Here is a 17,631-nt window from a genome sequence, read left to right as displayed (position 1 = left end):
GCCCTTGCACGTGGACCGGGGCGGGAGAACAATTGTCCTTACCACTTCGAAAGAAGGGGACGCAGGAACCAAAGATTCAGTGATATGTAGTTTGACGCAGCCATCGGCAAAGTTGAATGCAGCTACCAGTGACGGTGTAGTAAGACCTGAAGATCAGCGGATCCTGCCAGACCATCAGAGCACGTCACCGGATGGTCGAAACAGTCGAAGCCCCACCAACGGCAACACGCTGATGGGGCTTCCCCTGTGTCTGGAACCCGGGGTGTCCGGGACCAGGCGTGATCAGGATCAGGCCTTGGCGGGCTCGTCGCTCGGAGCGAGGGCAACATCGGTCACGGCGAGGTCTCCCTCTCCCACCACCAGGGTGATTTCCCGGGCGTTGGACGCCGCTTTCAAATCAGCCAGCCCGGCTTGCAGCTGTGCCGTCAGCACCTCCGGGGCTGTGATGGTGGCGGACAGCACTTCGGTGCGCTGCTTGACCTTTGCCTCGGACTTGGCCTTGCGGACACCGCTGAGGGCCACGCCCACCGTCGCCAGCATGGTGGTGTCCCCACCGGGGATCTCCAGCGCTGCCGGCCACGCGGCCCGGTGCACGGACCCGTTGCGCCACCAGCTCCATACTTCCTCCGTTGCGAAGGGCAGGAACGGGGCGAACAGCCGCAGCAGGGTGTCCAGCGTGGTGGCCAGGGCGGCAAGCACGGAGGCCTGCTCCGCTTCGCCCGCAGCCCCGTACGCGCGGTCCTTAATCAGCTCCACATAGTCGTCCGTGAACTGCCAGAAGAATGACTCCGTGAGCTGCAGGGCGCGGGCGTAGTCGTAGTTGTCGAACGCCTTGGTGGACTGGGCCACGACGTCGGCCAACTGGGCCAGCAGTGCGCGGTCCAAGGGATTGGTCAGGACGCCGAGGTCGCCCGACAGCACAGAGTTCTCCGTGGCGCCGAGGTTCAGCACGAACTTGGAGGCGTTCAGCAGCTTGATGGCCAGGCGGCGCCCGATCTTCATCTGGGCGATCTCGTAGGCGGTGTCCGCGCCGAGCCGCGCCGAGGCAGCCCAGTAGCGCACTGCATCGGAGCCGTATTCGTTCAGGACATCAGTGGGGACCACCACGTTGCCCTTGGACTTGGACATCTTTTTGCGGTCCGGGTCCAGGATCCAGCCGGAAATGGCCGCGTGCTTCCAGGGCGCGCACTTCTGGAGTGCATCAGCGCGGACCACGGAGGAGAACAGCCAGGTGCGGATGATGTCGTGGCCCTGGGGGCGGAGATCGAAGGGGAAGACCTTGGCAAACAGGTCCTCGTCCCGGCTCCACCCGCCCACGATCTGCGGGGTCAGGGAGGACGTGGCCCACGTGTCCAGGACATCCGCGTCACCCGTGAAGCCGTTGGGCTGGTCGCGCTGTGCCTCGTCGAAGCCGGGGGCGACGTCGGCCGCGGGGTCCACGGGCAGCAGGTCGTCGGAGGGCAGGATGGGGTTGTCGTAGTCCGGGTTGCCCTGTGCATCGAGCGGGTACCAGACCGGAATCGGGACGCCAAAGAAGCGCTGGCGGGAAACCAGCCAGTCACCGTTCAGGCCGGCGATCCAGTTTTCGTAGCGGGAGCGCATGAACGACGGGTGGAAGTCGATCTCCTTGCCCCGGCCGATGAGCCGTTCGCGGCGTTCTTCGTCGCGCCCGCCGTTGCGGATGTACCACTGCCGGGACGTGACCACTTCCAGGGGCTTGTCGCCCTTCTCGAAGAAATTCACCGGGTGGGTGATCTTCTTCGGTTCCCCGTCCAGGAGGTCCGCTTCCTTGAGTAGTTCCACCACGGCTTCCTTGGCGGAGAAGGCAGTCTTGCCGGCGATCGCCGCGTACGCCTGCTTGCCGGCCTCGCTGGTGATCCAGTCCGGGGTCTCGCCGATGATACGGCCGTCGCGGCCCATGATGGCGCGGGTGGGCAGCTGCAGCTCGCGCCACCAGGTGACGTCCGTCAGGTCGCCGAAGGTGCACACCATGGCAATGCCGGAACCCTTGTCCGCCTTGGCTAGGGGGTGGGCCTTGACCTCAAGTTCGACGTCGAACAGCGGGGACTTGACCGTCTTGCCGAACAGCGGCTGGTACCGCTCGTCGTCGGGGTTTGCCACCAGCGCGGCACAGGCAGCCAGCAGCTCCGGGCGGGTGGTTTCGATGAAGACCTTGTCCCCGTCTTCGGTAAAGAAGGGGTAGCGGTAGTAGGCGCCGGGAACCTCGCGGTCCTCCAGCTCGGCCTGCGCGACGGCCGTCCGGAAGGTGACATCCCACAGCGTGGGCGCTTCGGCCATGTAGGCGTCGCCGGCGGCCAGGTTGGCCAGGAAGGCGCGCTGGGACACTGCCCGGGAGGTGTCATCGATGGTGCGGTAGGTCAGGTCCCAGTCCACGGACAGGCCCAGGGTCTGGAACAGGTTTTCGAAGACTTTCTCGTCCTCGACAGCCAGTTCCTCGCACAGTTCGATGAAGTTCTGGCGTGAGACGACATCGAAATCGCGCTGGTTCTTGGCAGGCTGTGCCGGAGGCCGGTAGTCCGCGTTGTAGGGGATGGCGGGATCGCAGCGGACGCCGTAGTAGTTCTGCACGCGGCGTTCCGTCGGCAGTCCGTTGTCGTCCCAGCCCATGGGGTAGAAGACGTTCTTGCCGGTCATGCGCATGTAGCGGGCCTGGACGTCCGTCTGGGTGAAGGAGAACATGTGCCCCACATGCAGGGATCCCGACGCGGTGGGCGGGGGAGTGTCGATCGAGTAGACCTTCTCCCGGGTGGTGTCGGGGTTGAACTTGTAGGTTCCCTCGGCCAGCCAGCGCCGGGTGAGCGCGGTTTCGAGGCCTTCGAGGGCCGGCTTGTCCGGGACGTTGATGGGGGCGGTGGTGGGCGTGTCTGTACCCTGCGTGTCTTCAGCCATTGGGCAATTCTTTCATGCCGGCTTCCATCCCACCCAACCCGCACCACCCGGCGGGGCACGGGCGCGGGTAGCATGCGCCGTATGGGCGATATTCAGGGCACGTTTCGAGTAAAGCGCATCTACGAGCAGCCGGAGATCGACGACGGCTTCCGGGTGCTGGTGGACCGGCTCTGGCCCCGTGGGGTGCCCAAGGAAAGTGCCGCCGTCGACCTCTGGCTCAAGGACGTTGCGCCCTCCACGGAACTGCGCAAGGAGTTCAACCACCGCCCGGAGCGGTTCGCCGATTTCAGCGCACGCTACCGGCTGGAACTGGACTCCAATCCGGCAGTGGAGACCCTGCTGGTGCTGGCCGCCCGCCACTCCCGGGTCACCCTCCTCTACGCTGCCCGCAATACAGAGGAAAACAATGCCAGGGTCCTGCTTGATTACCTCCTGGGACGGCCACCCGGCTGATCCCGCTAGGGTGGTGCCATGACTGAGGACTTGCAGAAAAAGGCAGCACTGGTAACCGGAGCGAGCAGCGGAATCGGGGAGGCAGCAGTGCGTGCGCTGCGCGCCGACGGGTGGACGGTCTTCGCCGTGGCACGCCGCGCAGAGCGCCTGGCGGCCCTGGAAAGCGAAACAGGCGCCATCGCAATTCCCGCGGACATTGCAGAGGACGACGACGTGTCCCGGCTGCTCGCGCGGGTCACCGAGGCGGGCGGCATCGACACACTGATCAACATCGCCGGCGGCGCCCGCGGCGCCGACAAGGTGGCCGACGCCAGCACGGCGGACTGGGAGTGGATGTACCGCGTCAACGTCCTGGGCACCATGAAGCTCACCCGGGCCTTCCTGCCGATGCTGCGGGCCACCGGGGAAGGAACGGTGCTGAACCTGACTTCCACCGCCGGTCTGGATGCCTACGAGGGCGGCGGTGGCTACAACGCCGCCAAGTTCGGCCAGCACGCCCTCACCAACGCCCTCCGGCTTGAGGAAGCAGAGCACAACCTCCGGGTCATCGAGGTGGCGCCGGGACTGGTGCAGACCGAGGAGTTCGCCCTGAACCGCCTGGGGGACCCGCAGGCCGCCGGCAAGGTGTACCAGGGCGTGGAGAAGCCCTTGACGGCGGAGGATGTGGCCGACGTCGTCCGGTACGCGGTGACGGTCCCGCACCACGTCAACCTGGACCAGATCGTCATCCGGCCGGTGGCGCAGGCCGCCAACTACAAGCTCATCCGGAAGGGCTGAGCGGGCAGGAAGGGCTTCGGGCGGGAAGGCCTGTCCCGCCCCGGCCCTCTGAATGGCACTGGAGCTGCGGCGATAGTAGACTTTTCAATGGTTATGACCCGGCAATCACCGGTGAGCTTCCGGAAGAACCCGCGGCCGCTGCCTCCAAGGCACATCGCGTCAGTAGAACCGGACGGGTAAGCCCGTCACAGCAGTAATGAGAGGCCGGAGCGGCAGGTGTTCCTCACGGAACACGCAGCGCCGGTAAGTGAGGTGGTACCGCGGTGGGCGTGACGTCTTCGGGACGGCACGGCAGCCGTCCTCGCATCCTGAACGGAACGTCCGGCCCTGCCGGGGGTTCACCACGCTCAACCCAGGATGTCGAACATGACGTTTTACCCCAAGGCCTCAGCCTCCAGCACTTCCCCCAACGGCAGCGCCGGCGTATCCGCCTCCGTGAAGTTTCCGGAGATCGAAGAGCGCATCCTGAAGTACTGGGACCAGGACGGCACCTTCCAGGCCAGCATCGACCAGCGCAGCGCCGACGTTCCCGGCGGCGAGCCGGGCAGCAACGAGTTCGTGTTCTACGACGGGCCGCCCTTCGCCAACGGCCTGCCCCACTACGGCCACCTCCTGACCGGCTACGCCAAGGACCTGGTGGGCCGCTACCAGACCCAGCGCGGCAAGCGCGTCGAACGCCGGTTCGGCTGGGACACCCACGGCCTGCCCGCCGAGCTTGAAGCCATGAAGCAGCTGGGCATGACGGACAAGACGCAGATCGAAGCCATGGGCATCGACAAGTTCAACGATGCCTGCCGTGCGTCCGTGATGAAGTACGCCGACGAATGGCGCAGCTACGTCACCCGCCAGGCCCGCTGGGTGGACTTCGACAACGACTACAAGACACTCAACGTCGAGTACATGGAATCAGTCCTCTGGGCCTTCAAACAGCTCCACGACAAGGGCCTGACCTACAACGGCTACCGCGTCCTTCCGTACTGCTGGAAGGACGAAACACCGCTGTCCAACCATGAGCTGCGCATGGATGACGATGTCTACAAGAACCGGCAGGACCAGACCGTCACCGTCACGTTCCCCATCCTTGCGGGGGAGTCGGAGCTTTCCAAGGAGCTTGCCGGCGTGCAGGCCCTCGCCTGGACCACCACCCCCTGGACACTGCCCACCAACGCCGCGCTCGCCGTCGGGCCTTCCATCACCTACGCCGTGCTGCCCGCCGGGCCCAACGGCATCAAGGCCGCCTCTGCCGACGCCCCCGTCAATGGCAGCTTCCTGCTCGCAGCCGACCTGCTGGGCAGCTACGCCAAGGACCTGGGCTACGACAGCTTCGAAGCTGCGGAAGCCGCCGTCGTGTCCACCCACACCGGCGCCGAACTGGAAGGCCTGGAGTACCAGCGGCTCTGGGACGACTTCGCCGACAACGAGAAGTACGGCATGGAGAACGCCTGGCGCTTCGTGGTGGCCGACTACGTGACCACCACCGACGGTACCGGCATCGTCCACCAGGCGCCCGCCTACGGCGAAGACGACCAGAAGGTGTGCGAGGAGGCAGGCATCCCCGTGGTGCTCTCCGTGGACGAGGGCGCCAAGTTCCTGCCGCTGTTCAAGCACGGCGACCTGCACGACATCGTCGGCCTGCAGGTCTTCGAGGCCAACAAGCCCATCACCCAGGTGCTCCGCGCCCAGGGCCGCCTGGTCCGCCAGGCCAGCTACGAGCACAGCTACCCGCACTGCTGGCGCTGCCGGAACCCGCTGATCTACCGCGCCGTGTCCTCCTGGTATGTGGAGGTCACCAAGTTCAAGGACCGGATGTCCGAACTGAACCAGGAGATCAACTGGATCCCCGGCAACGTCAAGGACGGCCAGTTCGGCAAGTGGCTGGAAAACGCCCGCGACTGGTCCATCAGCCGCAACCGGTTCTGGGGCAGCCCCATCCCCGTGTGGCAGTCCACGGACCCCGAGTACCCGCGCACCGACGTCTACGGCTCCCTTGCGGAGATCGAGGCGGACTTCGGCCGGCTGCCCCTGAACAAGGACGGCCAGGTGGACCTGCACCGCCCGTTCATCGATGAACTCACGCGGCCCAACCCGGACGACCCCCGCACCCCCGAAGAGGGCCAGTCCGTGATGCGCCGTGTGGAGGACGTCCTGGACGTCTGGTTCGACTCCGGCTCCATGCCGTACGGCCAGGTGCACTACCCGTTCGAGAATGAAGCCTGGTTCAACACGCACAACCCGGCTGACTTCATTGTGGAGTACATCGGCCAGACCCGCGGCTGGTTCTACATGCTGCACATCCTGTCCACGGCGCTGTTCGACCGTCCCGCCTTCCGGAACGTCATCAGCCACGGCATTGTGCTGGGCTCCGACGGCCAGAAGATGTCCAAGAGCCTGCGCAACTACCCCGACGTTTCCGAGGTCCTGGACCGCGACGGCTCGGACGCCATGCGCTGGTTCCTCATGTCCAGCCCCATCCTCCGCGGCGGCAACCTGATCGTCACCGAGCAGGGCATCCGCGACGGCGTCCGCCAGGTCATCCTGCCGCTGTGGAACGTGTACAGCTTCTTCACCCTGTACACGAACGCCGCGAACGGCGGTGCCGGCTATGACGCGAAGCTGCGCTACGAGGGCTACCGGGACACCCTGGACCAGTACCTGTTGGCCAACACCGGCGACCTGGTGCGCAGCATGACCGCGCAGCTGGACACGTACGACATCTCCGGTGCCTGCGACTCGCTGCGCAGCTACCTGGACATGCTGACCAATTGGTACGTCCGCCGCAGCCGGCAGCGGTTCTTCGACGAGGACCAGGACGCCTTCGATGCGCTGTTCACCGCCCTGGAGACCGTTACCCGCGCCGCGGCATCGCTGCTGCCGCTGGTCTCGGAAGAGATCTGGCGCGGCCTGACCGGCGGCCGGTCCGTGCACCTTGCCGACTGGCCGGATGCGGACCTCTTCCCGGCGAACCCGTCCCTGGTGGAAGCCATGGACCGGGTCCAGCAGATCTGCTCCACCGGCTCCTCGCTCCGCAAGGCAGCCAACCTTCGGGTCCGGCTGCCGCTGCAGGAACTCACCGTGGTGGCACCCGGCGCAGACGCGCTGGAAGGCTTTGCCGCCGTCGTCGCCGATGAACTCAACCTCCGGTCCGTCCGCCTGCTGGACGCCGCCACGGCCTCCCCGGAGGAGTTCGGCATCCAGCAGAAGCTGGTGGTCAACGCCCGCGCCGCAGGCCCGCGCCTGGGCAAGAACGTCCAGGTGGCCATCAAGGGCTCCAAGTCCGGCGACTGGTCGGTGGACGAAAACGGTGTTGTCACCGCGGGCGGCCTTCAGTTGGAGCCCCAGGAGTACACGCTGGAGACGGTGGTGGCGGAGTCCGACGGCGGTTCGGCAGCTGTCGCCGTGCTGCCCGGCGGCGGGTTCGTGGTGCTGAACACGGAAGTTACCCCGGAGCTTGAAGCCGAAGGCCTGGCCCGCGACATGGTCCGCGCCATCCAGCAGGCCCGGAAGGATGCAGGGCTCAACGTGAGCGACCGGATCCGGACCACCGTCAAAGCAGGGCAGAACGTGGTGGATGCCTTGTTGGCCAACGCCGAATTGGTCAAGGGCGAGACCCTGACCGTGGATCTGGCGGCTGTACCGGCTGACCTGTCCGAACCCGCCGTCGTGGTTGAAAAAGTGGAGGCCTAGGACATGTCCGACGAATTTTCCGTGGAAAGCGTCTACGCCGAACTGTTGGGACGGGCGCCCGAGAACAAGATGGAGCCCCGGCTGGCGCCGCTGTTCCGTGCCATGGACGTGCTCGGCGAGCCGAACAAGGCGTACCCGATCATCCACGTGACCGGCACCAACGGCAAGACGTCCACGGCCCGCATGATCGAGTCCGTGCTCCGCGCCCAGGGCCTGAGCACCGGCCGCTACACCAGCCCGCACCTGTCCAAGGTCACCGAACGTATCAGCATCGACGGCCACCCCGTATCCGACGAAACGTTCGTCCGGATCTGGGACGAAATCCGGCCCTACCTGCAGATTGTGGACTCCGAGCTCGAAGCCGAGGGCCAGCCGCGGCTGACCTACTTCGAATGCCTCACCATCCTGGGCTTCGCCATTTTCGCCGACCAGCCCGTCAACGTGGCCATCATCGAAGTGGGCCTGGGCGGCATCACGGACGCCACCAACGTGGGCGACGGCCAGGTGTCGGTGGTCACCCCCATCTCGCTGGACCACACGGACCTGCTGGGGGACACTACGGCGGACATCGCCTACGAAAAGGCCGGCATCATCAAGCCCGGCGGCTACCTCATCAGTGCAGCCCAGCCGGTTGACGCCGCCCAGGTGCTGCTGGAGAAGGCCAGGGAGGTGGGCGTGCCGTTCCGCTTCGAGGGCGTGGAGTTCGGCGTCGAGTCACGGACAGTGGCCGTCGGCGGGCAGATGGTCACCATCCAGGGCATCGCCGGCCGCTACCCGGACCTGCTGGTGCCGCTGCACGGCGCGCACCAGGCACAGAACGCTGCCGTGGCGGTCGCCGCCCTGGAGGCGTTCTTCGGCGGTGAGAAGGAATTGCCCTTCGACGTCCTGCAGGAAGGCTTCGCCGCCGTCACCTCGCCCGGCCGGCTCGAGGTGGTGCGCACTGCGCCAACCATCATCGTTGACGCTGCCCACAACCCCGACGGCATCAAGGCCTCCGCGGTGGCGCTCCAGGAAGCATTCACCTTCACCCGGCTGGTGCCGGTAGTGGGCGTACTGAAGGAAAAGGACGCCGAGGAGATCCTGCGCGAACTCAAGGAATCCTTGGGAGGCGTGGCGGAGGAATACTGCTTCACCCAGTCCAACTCGCCGCGTGCCGTCCCCGCCGCCGAACTGGCGGAGCTCGCGATCGACCTGGGCTTCGGCGAGGACAACGTGCACATCGCCGAGAAACTGGACGACGCACTGGAGTGGGCAGTGGAACGCGCCGAAGCCAACGAGGACCTCTCCGGCGCCGTGCTGGTCACCGGGTCCATCACGCTGGTGGCCGAAGCACGGATCCTGCTTGGAAAAACGGAGGCGTGACCATGGCCAGACTGACCAAAGCGCAACGTGAGTGGCGCCCCGGCATGCCGAAGAAGCGGCGCTCCACGAAGGTCATGTTCGCCTCCACGGTGTTGCTCCTCGAAGCCTTCGTGATGTTTTTCGCCACCCTGGTGGTGTTCGGCCTCCGCCGCGGTGAGTTCCCGCCGGCGCTGATCCTGGGCGTTGGCATTGCCCTCAGCGTGGTGATGATCGGCGCCTGTGCAGTCCTCAACAGGCCCTGGGGCATCGGGCTGGGATGGATCCTGCAGCTCGTCCTGATCCTTACGGGCATATTCGAGCCGGCCATGTTCCTGGTGGGCGCCCTCTTTGCGGTTGCCTGGTGGTACGGCATCCGCACCGGCATCCGGCTGGACCGCGAAGCTGCACAGCGCGCCCGCGAGCAGGCGGAATGGGAAGCGGCCCATCCCGACCAGGCCTCCGGTCCGGCCCAGCCACAGTCCCCGTAGGCCTGTCCCCGTAGACTTATCCCAAAATCCCACCAACGCATTGGAGTAGTTGTGACTACAGAGCGCACCCTCGTCCTGATCAAGCCCGACGGCGTCGCCCGTAACCTGACCGGCGCCATCCTGGCCCGCATCGAAGCCAAGGGCTACAGCCTGGTTGAGCTGAAGAAGGTCGACGCCACCCGTGAACTGCTGGAGCAGCACTACGAGGAGCACGTGGGCAAGCCGTTCTACGAGCCGCTGGTGGAGTTCATGCTCAGCGGACCCGTGGTGGCTGCCATCTTCGAAGGCCACCGCGTCATTGAAGGCTTCCGCTCGCTGGCCGGTACTACGGACCCCACGACGGCGGCGCCGGGCACTATCCGCGGCGACTTCGGCCGGGACTGGGGCTTGAAGGTGCAGCAGAACCTGGTGCACGGCTCCGACTCCACCGATTCCGCTGAGCGCGAGATCAAGATCTGGTTCCAGTAACCGCTCGCCCGCCCCAGCGGCTGATGACCGCGAACTGACAGATAAGGCCAATGTTCTTCATGAACATTGGCCTTATCTGTCACCTGGCGGGGGAGCGGAGCGGACTTAGAAGCCCGAGGTCCCCACAAAGACCTGGATGAATGCGAAGAAGATGGTGGCGATGACGGCCACGTACAGCAGCGCAGTGATGATCCAGCCGGAATCACCGAGGATGCGGGCAGCGCCTGAAGGCATGGGGATGACGCCCGCGGTGATGTTCCTGATGGTGGTCCACACAAAGAGCGGGATCATGGCCGCCCAGACGATCATGCAGAACGGGCACAGGATGTGGATGGAGTACAGGGCCTGGGACCACAGCCACACCACGAACGCGAAGCCGAGCGTGACTCCTGCCTGCAGTCCCAGCCAGTACCAGCGGGCAAAAGTGGCTCCCGAAAGCAGGGCCATGCCCACGGTGGTGGTGATCGCGAAAGCCACGATGCCGATAAACATGTTGGGGAAACCGAAGACGGAACTTTGCCACGTCTGCATTACCTGCCCGCACGAGATCCAGGGATTCACGTCGCATACCGTGGTGTGGCTGGGGTCCTTGAGCACTTCGAGCTTTTCCAGCACCAGGGTTCCGGAGGCAAGCCAGCCAACGACGCCGGTGATGACCAGCAGCCAGCCGAAAGGCCGGTTCCGGGCCATCGGCGGAACGGCAGCGGCCGGCGTAGCTTGTTGATCGGCGCTCCGATCCTCTTCACGGGCGCTGACGGGGGAGATGCTGGGCATGGGTTTGGCGTCCTTTTCGTCCGGTGCTCCTGTGCCTGATTGTAACGCCGGCAGCTGGTGCCACTACACAGTAACGGGAACAGCCGCCCCTGCCTCCGCGGCGATCCAGCTTGGGTATGAGAGAATGAACGTGGCTGGAAGCCGATCCACATTCGGACTCCGGTCCGGTGGTTTGTTCCCAAGACCGCCAATGATGAGCAGGGCAGGCTTCGGATTCTTCCGGCACACCCGCAACTCCATTGGGCGGCACCTGGTTGTGGCACGCAGAACAACGGGTTTTCAGAACATCCACCGGCTCCTACGGGCTGCCGCACCCCAACGACGGTGCGAACCTGGGAGTATCCACTTGACTTCTGTCAACGCCTGCGGGTTTTGACAATATGTGCCCCAATGGGTGCCGGATGTGGCGGTACGTCAGGGGCAGGAGTGTTGCCACATATGGACAATGATCAGGAACTGGCCGTTAACGTAGAAGCCGCGGCGGATGCTGCGGCACCGAAGAGGGCCCCACGCGCCCGGCGCAAAGCAGCTCCCAAGGCGATGGACGACGTGACGGAAGCCGTCGCCACGGCTCCGGAAGCAGCGGTTTCCCCCCACGTCGACGCAACACAGGCTGATGACGCGGAAAAGGCGCCCAAGGCTCCGGCCCGACGCACCCGCGCCCGGAAGAAGGTGGAGGCAGCGGAACCGCTGCCCACCTTCGCGGAGGAAGCCGGCCCCGCTGACGAGCGTGTCGCCGCCGACGGTGCCGGCGTTGACGCCTCCGCCGGGGCGTCGGCTGCCGTTGCTGCCGGCCCCGTTGTTGATGCTGCCGCCGCTGGCAGTCCCGCCGCCGCACCTGTTGCCGAACCAGCGGCAGACGTCGAAAGCAAACCGGTCCGCCGCCGTCGGGTAGCCACCCGCAAGGTTGCTTCCCCCGCCAGTGCCGAACCGGCACCTCCCGCAACCGAAGCCGTGGTTGAGGGATCAGCAGCACCTGAAGCCGCAGTTCAGGAAGCAGTGCAGGAGCCCGCGCCGACCGCGGAAACTGCCAAGCAGGCGCAGGAACCTGCCGCCGCCCAGGAGCCCGCGCCGGCCGCGGAATCCGCTGAACCGGCGCAGGAAACTCTGGCCGCGTCCAGCGGCGGAGAACCTGAAGCCGCCGCAAGCCCCTTCGCTTCCCTGTTCCTGGAACCCGCGTCGCCCACCTCCGTGCTCTTCCAGGCACCGGACCTCAGCACTGTGGTCCGTCCCGCAGCGCCCGTCGCCGAGGAGCCTGAGGAGGAAGAAACGGAAGACACGGACGATTCCTCCAGCCGCCGCCGGCGCCGCAGCCGTGGCCGCAGGGGCCGCAGCCGGATCGGCGACAGGGCTGAAGAGGACAACGAGGACGGCAGCGTTGACGCCGACGCCCAGGACGAAGCCGACGAGGACACGGCCGGGACGGTGGAGGACGGCGTGACCTCCCGCCGCCGCCGTCGCCGCCGCCGTGGGGACCAGGACCTTGAGCTTACGGGTGGCGGGGACGACGATCCCCCCAACACGGTCACGCGCGTGCGCGCCCCGCGCGCTGTGACCGAGGCGCCCGCCAGCAACCGCGTCACCAGCGTTAAGGGTTCCACCCGCCTGGAGGCCAAGAAACAGCGCCGCCGCGAATCCCGCGACACGGGCCGCCGCCGCACGGTCATTACCGAAGCCGAGTTCCTGGCCCGCCGGGAGTCCGTTGACCGGCAGATGATCGTTCGCCAGCGCGACGACAGAATCCAGATCGCGGTCCTCGAAGACGGCGTGCTGGCCGAGCATTTCGTATCCAAGACCCAGCAGGACTCGTTGATCGGCAACGTGTACCTGGGCAAGGTCCAGAACGTCCTGCCGTCCATGGAAGCGGCGTTCGTGGACATCGGCCGCGGCCGCAACGCGGTCCTGTACGCCGGCGAGGTCAACTGGGAAGCGGTGAACCTCGAGGGCAAGCAGCGCCGCATCGAAAACGCGCTGAAGTCCGGCGATACCGTCCTGGTCCAGGTCACCAAGGACCCCGTGGGCCACAAGGGTGCCCGCCTCACCAGCCAGATCTCGCTGCCCGGACGCTACCTGGTGTACGTGCCCGGCGGGTCCATGACCGGCATCTCCCGCAAGCTGCCCGACGTCGAACGGAACCGCCTCAAGCGCATCCTCAAAGACCGCCTGCCCGAGCACGCCGGCGTCATTGTCCGCACGGCCGCCGAGGGCGCTTCCGAGGAAGAGCTCACGCACGACATCAACAGGCTGCGGGCCCAGTGGGAAGGCATCGAAAGCCAGTCGGCCTCCACCAAGATCCTGGCCCCCGAACTGCTCTACGGCGAGCCGGACCTGACCATCAAGGTGGTCCGCGACGTCTTCAACGAGGACTTCTCCAAGCTCATCGTCTCGGGCGAGGAAGCCTGGGACACCATCGAGGCCTACGTAACCTACGTGGCCCCGGACCTGGTGGGCCGCCTCGAGAAGTGGACCAAGGACCAGGACATCTTCTCCGCTTGGCGCATCGACGAGCAGATCCACAAGGCCCTCGAACGGAAGGTCTTCCTTCCCTCGGGCGGCTCCCTGGTGATCGATCGCACCGAGGCCATGACCGTGGTGGACGTCAACACCGGCAAGTTCACCGGCAGCGGCGGCAACCTCGAGGAAACCGTCACCAAGAACAACCTCGAAGCTGCCGAGGAAGTGGTACGCCAGCTGCGGCTGCGCGACATCGGCGGCATTATCGTGATCGACTTCATCGACATGGTGCTCGAATCCAACCGCGACCTGGTGCTGCGCCGCCTGGTGGAATGCCTGGGCCGCGACCGGACCAAGCACCAGGTTGCCGAAGTGACCTCTCTCGGCCTGGTCCAGATGACCCGCAAGCGCATGGGCACCGGGCTCCTGGAAGTCTTCGGCGAGCAGTGCGAGGCCTGCGCCGGCCGCGGCGTGGTGACCCACGACGATCCCGTGGAGCACCGCCGGGCCAATGTCGTGGCCGCCGAGCACCACCACGTCCAGCGCAATGACAACCGGCCCGAAGCCCGGCCGGAAGCCCACCGCACCGAAAGCCAGCGGACCGACAACAACCAGCCGGGCGCACGTTCCGAACGAAAGCGGCGGCGCGGACGCAACGGCCAGCAGCCCGAGGCCGCTCCGGCTCCTGCCGTCCAGGTCCACACCGTCCACCCGGACCCTACGGACGCTGAGCGGCATGCCAAGGCAGAAGCAACCCGCCTTGCCCTGGCCAACATCGCCGCTGCTGCCCACGCCGCCCACCTGCACGACGAAGAGGTAGCGGCAACCCGGCAGGTGCCCGCCGCCCCGCCTGCGCCGGCTCCGGCGGAGGAGAAACACGACGCCGACGCCCCCACGCGTCCGGCGGCTGTCCTGACATTCGGTGGCGAGGAAGTCCCGCTTCCGTTCGTGGAGCATGCGGAGGAGCAGCAGCCCAAGCCGGCTCTCACCTTGGACCGGCTCGCTGAAGCGTTCGCCCACCTGGGCCAGCCGGCGTCGTCCGTGGAGGACGTTCCGGCGAGGACCGCGGAGGCGCCGCAGGCAGCCGAACCGTCCGCACCGGCACCGGCCACGCCGGAATCAGGGGCTGAAGCCGGGGGAGCGGAAGCCCGCACCGCGGTGGAAGTCCCAGGCGAAAAGGACTATTCGGACCACACGCTGGAACAGTCCCGGCAGCGCCGTCCGCGGCGCCACCGGGGTGCCAGCCGTGCGCAGGGTGCCGCCAACGAGACCGCCGTCCAGCACCACGAAAACGTCCAGTCGACTGCCGGAGGCCATTCGCACGCGGCCAAGGCCCCGGAAATGGATAAGGCACAGGCCACCGCCGAACCGGGCAAGGCGGCAGCGGAACCGATTATCCTCGGCGTCGGCGTCCCGGCTTCGGAGCTGTAAGCCGGAAGCCCCGGACAGGCAACAAAGACACATTCAGGAGTCCCCGCTTTGTGGACGGTTCCCCGGTGAATGACACGGGGAACAGTCCCAGGGCGGGGACTCCTGCGTGCGGCACCCACCCCTTTGCGGCAGGTGCTGTCACCTTTCCTGGGAATACGCCCCAGCGGCTAGGCTGGAAACCGACACGGGGTGCCGCGCAAAAGGCCGGCTGAGATCCACACCCGTTGAACCTGTCCGGCTAGTACCGGCGAAGGGATGTCTCTTGTCTTCAACCCTTTCCATGCCCCTGCCAGCTGCATTCGATGCACCCACTGCGTTGCCGGCAGGCCGTGACGTTCCACGCGTCCTCTCCATCGCGGGCTCGGACCCGTCAGGCGGAGCGGGCATCCAGGCAGACCTTAAGAGCATCGCCGCGCATGGCGGCTATGGCATGGCCGCCATCACCGCCCTCACAGCCCAGAACACCCAGGGCGTGCAGGCCGTGCACGTTCCTCCGGCCGCTTTCCTGGCCCAGCAGCTGGATGCCGTCAGCGACGACATCAACATCGACGCCGTCAAGATCGGCATGCTGGGTGACAGGGAAGTGATCCGCACTGTTCGCGGCTGGCTCGAAAAGGTGCGTCCCGACGTCGTGGTTCTCGATCCGGTGATGGTTGCCACCAGCGGCGACCGGCTGCTGAAGGAATCGGCGGAAGCGGCACTTCGGGAACTGCTGCCCCTTGCCCACCTCATCACCCCCAACCTGCCCGAGCTTGCCATGCTGATGGGCGCTGCCCCCGCGGAGAGCTGGGATGAGGCGCTGGCGCAGGGCAGGCGCCTGGCCGATGCCACCGGGGCCACAATCCTGGTCAAGGGCGGGCACCTGGCGGGGGAGCGCTGTCCGGACGCTCTGGTCAACACCGCGGGCCTGCTCGGGGAGGAGATAGTGGAAGTCCCGGGACCCCGTATTGCCACCCGCAACAGCCACGGCACGGGATGCTCCCTTTCCTCCGCAATGGCAACCGTGCAGGCACGCCTGGGAGACTGGGAAGCAACACTGCGGACCGTCAAGCCCTGGCTGGCCGGCGCCCTCGAGAACTCGGACCAGCTGTCAGTGGGCCGGGGGAACGGGCCAGTGCACCACTTCCACCATCTGCGGCCGGCACTGCAGGAAGGCGGCTTCGCGGCCCGGCTATGGACTGAAGCCCAACAGGACCTCGACGACATCTACGCGCTTGACTTCATCCGCGGCCTGGCCGCGGGAGACCTGGCCGAGAAGGACTTCGCCTACTACCTGGCCCAGGACGCCCTTTACCTCAACGGGTACTCCCGCGTTCTGGCCCGCACCAGCGCCCTGGCCCCCTCGGAGGCCGAACAGTTGTTCTGGGCAGGATCGGCCCAGAATTGCCTCGAAGTGGAAACGGAACTCCACCGCTCCTGGCTCAGCACCCGGCCGGTCCAGGGCGGCCTGGGCCCCGTCACCAAGGCCTACGTTGACCACCTCACAGCAGCATCGGCGTCGGGCAGCTACGCAGTCCTGGCGGCAGCCGTCCTGCCCTGCTTCTGGCTCTACGCCGAGGTGGGCAGGAAGCTGCACGCCCAGTTCCTTTCCAGCGGTGAGCCTGAAGGGCACGCCTACGCGGCGTGGCTGCGCACCTACGCCGACGAGGGCTTCGCCGAAGCCACCCGCCGGGCCATCGCCATCGTGGATGGGGCGGGGCGGAAAGCGTCGGACCATGAAAGAGCAGCGATGGTCACCGCGTTCAAGCAGTCCTGCCGCCTGGAAGTGGAGTTCTTCGACGCGCCGAGACTTCATTCCTGACCGCTGCCGGCAGCGCCGCCGCTATGATGGAGTGGCATGGTTGCGGTGCTGCCCGCCGGGTTTGTGGTTACTACCACAGCGGGGCCGCCGGAACCAGCCTCATTTGCGGCCGTGGACGGATTTAGCGTATTCTGGATCTTCGGTGCTTACGCCAACACTTGGGTTATGACCCTGGGGCATTCTGCTGTGTATAACAAGCGGACTGCTCCACCGGGACGGCTCACGGATTTCCCCGGGGAATCCACGGCGTTGAGGCACAGCGGGATCCCAGCCAATTTCCGAGCCGGGTGCCGCACGCAAATTTTGTAATAAACGTCGAGAGAAGTGAGTTCCCAAGTGGTGTACGCGATTGTCCGCGCAGGCGGCCGCCAAGAGAAGGTTTCCGTTGGAGACTTCGTTACCCTGAACCGCGTCGCCGGTGGAGCCGGCAGCACCATCGAGCTGCCCGCACTGCTCCTGGTTGACGGTGACAAAGTCACCTCCGCCGCCGCTGACCTGGCCAAGGTAACTGTTACGGCTGAAATCCTCCAGGACCTCCGTGGTCCTAAGATTGTCATCCAGAAGTACAAGAACAAGACCGGCTACAAGAAGCGCCAGGGTCACCGCCAGGAACTGACCAAGGTCAAGATCACCGGCATCAAGTAACCCACCGGTTACTGTTCAGGTTTTCCAACAGATTCCCCAGAATTTTAAAGGCAGGCATTTCAGATGGCACATAAAAAGGGCGCGAGCTCCACTCGCAACGGTCGCGATTCCAACGCTCAGTACCTCGGCGTCAAGCGCTTCGGCGGCCAGGTAGTTTCCGCAGGCGAGATCATCGTCCGCCAGCGTGGCACCCACTTCCACCCGGGCGCCGGCGTTGGCCGTGGCGGTGACGACACCCTGTTCGCACTGACCCCGGGCGCCGTTGAATTCGGCACCCGCCGCGGTCGTCGCGTAGTCAACATCGTTGCTGCTGCAGCTGCAGAGTAACAACAAGTTCTGAAGCGGTGGAGCGGGCCTGTGGGTCCGCTCCACTGTTCTTTTAACCGCATTACAATCGATGTGGCG

At 66.0% G+C, this 17,631-nt stretch carries 12 protein-coding genes and 1 riboswitch; of the genes, 10 read left to right on the top strand and 2 right to left on the bottom strand.

Features of this window, described 5'->3' with window-relative positions; genetic code table 11:
• Nucleotides 1–288 precede the first annotated feature (288 nt).
• Nucleotides 289–2,910, bottom strand: coding sequence for a valine--tRNA ligase (valS, locus tag LFT44_RS11625; protein WP_236798598.1), 2,622 nt, complete (start codon nt 2,908–2,910; stop codon nt 289–291).
• A 72-nt stretch (nt 2,911–2,982) separates the two neighbouring features.
• Here valS and LFT44_RS11620 point away from each other — a divergent pair, with 72 nt between their 5' ends.
• The 6 genes from LFT44_RS11620 (at nt 2,983) to ndk (ending at nt 10,121) form a co-directional block, all read left to right on the top strand.
• Complete coding sequence (locus LFT44_RS11620; RefSeq protein ID WP_442863745.1) at nt 2,983–3,363, top strand: DUF488 domain-containing protein; 381 nt, start codon at nt 2,983–2,985, stop codon at nt 3,361–3,363.
• Nucleotides 3,364–3,381: 18 nt separating this feature from the next.
• On the top strand, nt 3,382–4,140 hold the full coding sequence (locus LFT44_RS11615) for an SDR family oxidoreductase (protein WP_236798596.1): 759 nt from the start codon (nt 3,382–3,384) through the stop codon (nt 4,138–4,140).
• A gap of 366 nt (nt 4,141–4,506) precedes the next feature.
• Nucleotides 4,507–7,824, top strand: a complete 3,318-nt coding sequence (gene ileS, locus LFT44_RS11610) for an isoleucine--tRNA ligase (RefSeq protein WP_236798595.1) — start codon at nt 4,507–4,509, stop codon at nt 7,822–7,824.
• Between the two features lie 3 nt (nt 7,825–7,827).
• Nucleotides 7,828–9,186 carry a bifunctional folylpolyglutamate synthase/dihydrofolate synthase gene (locus LFT44_RS11605; protein WP_236798594.1) on the top strand — a complete coding sequence of 453 codons (1,359 nt, stop codon included), beginning with the start codon at nt 7,828–7,830 and terminating at the stop codon, nt 9,184–9,186.
• A gap of 2 nt (nt 9,187–9,188) precedes the next feature.
• Complete coding sequence (locus LFT44_RS11600; RefSeq protein WP_236802875.1) at nt 9,189–9,653, top strand: DUF4233 domain-containing protein; 465 nt, start codon at nt 9,189–9,191, stop codon at nt 9,651–9,653.
• Between the two features lie 51 nt (nt 9,654–9,704).
• On the top strand, nt 9,705–10,121 hold the full coding sequence (gene ndk, locus LFT44_RS11595; protein ID WP_141941779.1) for a nucleoside-diphosphate kinase: 417 nt from the start codon (nt 9,705–9,707) through the stop codon (nt 10,119–10,121).
• A gap of 105 nt (nt 10,122–10,226) precedes the next feature.
• Here ndk and LFT44_RS11590 read toward each other — a convergent pair whose 3' ends face one another.
• Nucleotides 10,227–10,895 (bottom strand): vitamin K epoxide reductase family protein, encoded by a 669-nt coding sequence (locus tag LFT44_RS11590; RefSeq protein WP_236798593.1) that lies wholly within the window; start codon nt 10,893–10,895, stop codon nt 10,227–10,229.
• A gap of 438 nt (nt 10,896–11,333) precedes the next feature.
• On the opposite strand from LFT44_RS11590, the gene LFT44_RS11585 reads away from it, so the two are divergent.
• From LFT44_RS11585 to rpmA, 4 genes are all read left to right on the top strand, one after another.
• On the top strand, nt 11,334–14,780 hold the full coding sequence (locus LFT44_RS11585; RefSeq protein WP_236798592.1) for an Rne/Rng family ribonuclease: 3,447 nt from the start codon (nt 11,334–11,336) through the stop codon (nt 14,778–14,780).
• A 175-nt stretch (nt 14,781–14,955) separates the two neighbouring features.
• A riboswitch (TPP riboswitch) is annotated at nt 14,956–15,053 on the top strand.
• Between the two features lie 7 nt (nt 15,054–15,060).
• Nucleotides 15,061–16,581 carry a bifunctional hydroxymethylpyrimidine kinase/phosphomethylpyrimidine kinase gene (thiD, locus tag LFT44_RS11580; RefSeq protein ID WP_236802874.1) on the top strand — a complete coding sequence of 507 codons (1,521 nt, stop codon included), beginning with the start codon at nt 15,061–15,063 and terminating at the stop codon, nt 16,579–16,581.
• Nucleotides 16,582–16,917: 336 nt separating this feature from the next.
• Complete coding sequence (gene rplU, locus LFT44_RS11575; protein ID WP_141946370.1) at nt 16,918–17,226, top strand: 50S ribosomal protein L21; 309 nt, start codon at nt 16,918–16,920, stop codon at nt 17,224–17,226.
• A gap of 63 nt (nt 17,227–17,289) precedes the next feature.
• The gene (rpmA, locus tag LFT44_RS11570; protein ID WP_009372867.1) at nt 17,290–17,553 is read left to right on the top strand and encodes a 50S ribosomal protein L27; all 264 of its coding nucleotides are present in this window, start codon (nt 17,290–17,292) and stop codon (nt 17,551–17,553) included.
• Nucleotides 17,554–17,631 lie beyond the last annotated feature (78 nt).

It is taken from the genome of Arthrobacter sp. FW306-05-C, assembly GCF_021801725.1.
In the GTDB taxonomy this organism is placed as follows: Bacteria; Actinomycetota; Actinomycetes; order Actinomycetales; family Micrococcaceae; genus Arthrobacter.
Note: the sequence above shows the minus strand (reverse complement) of the source record. Positions and strands in the feature narration are given on the sequence as shown.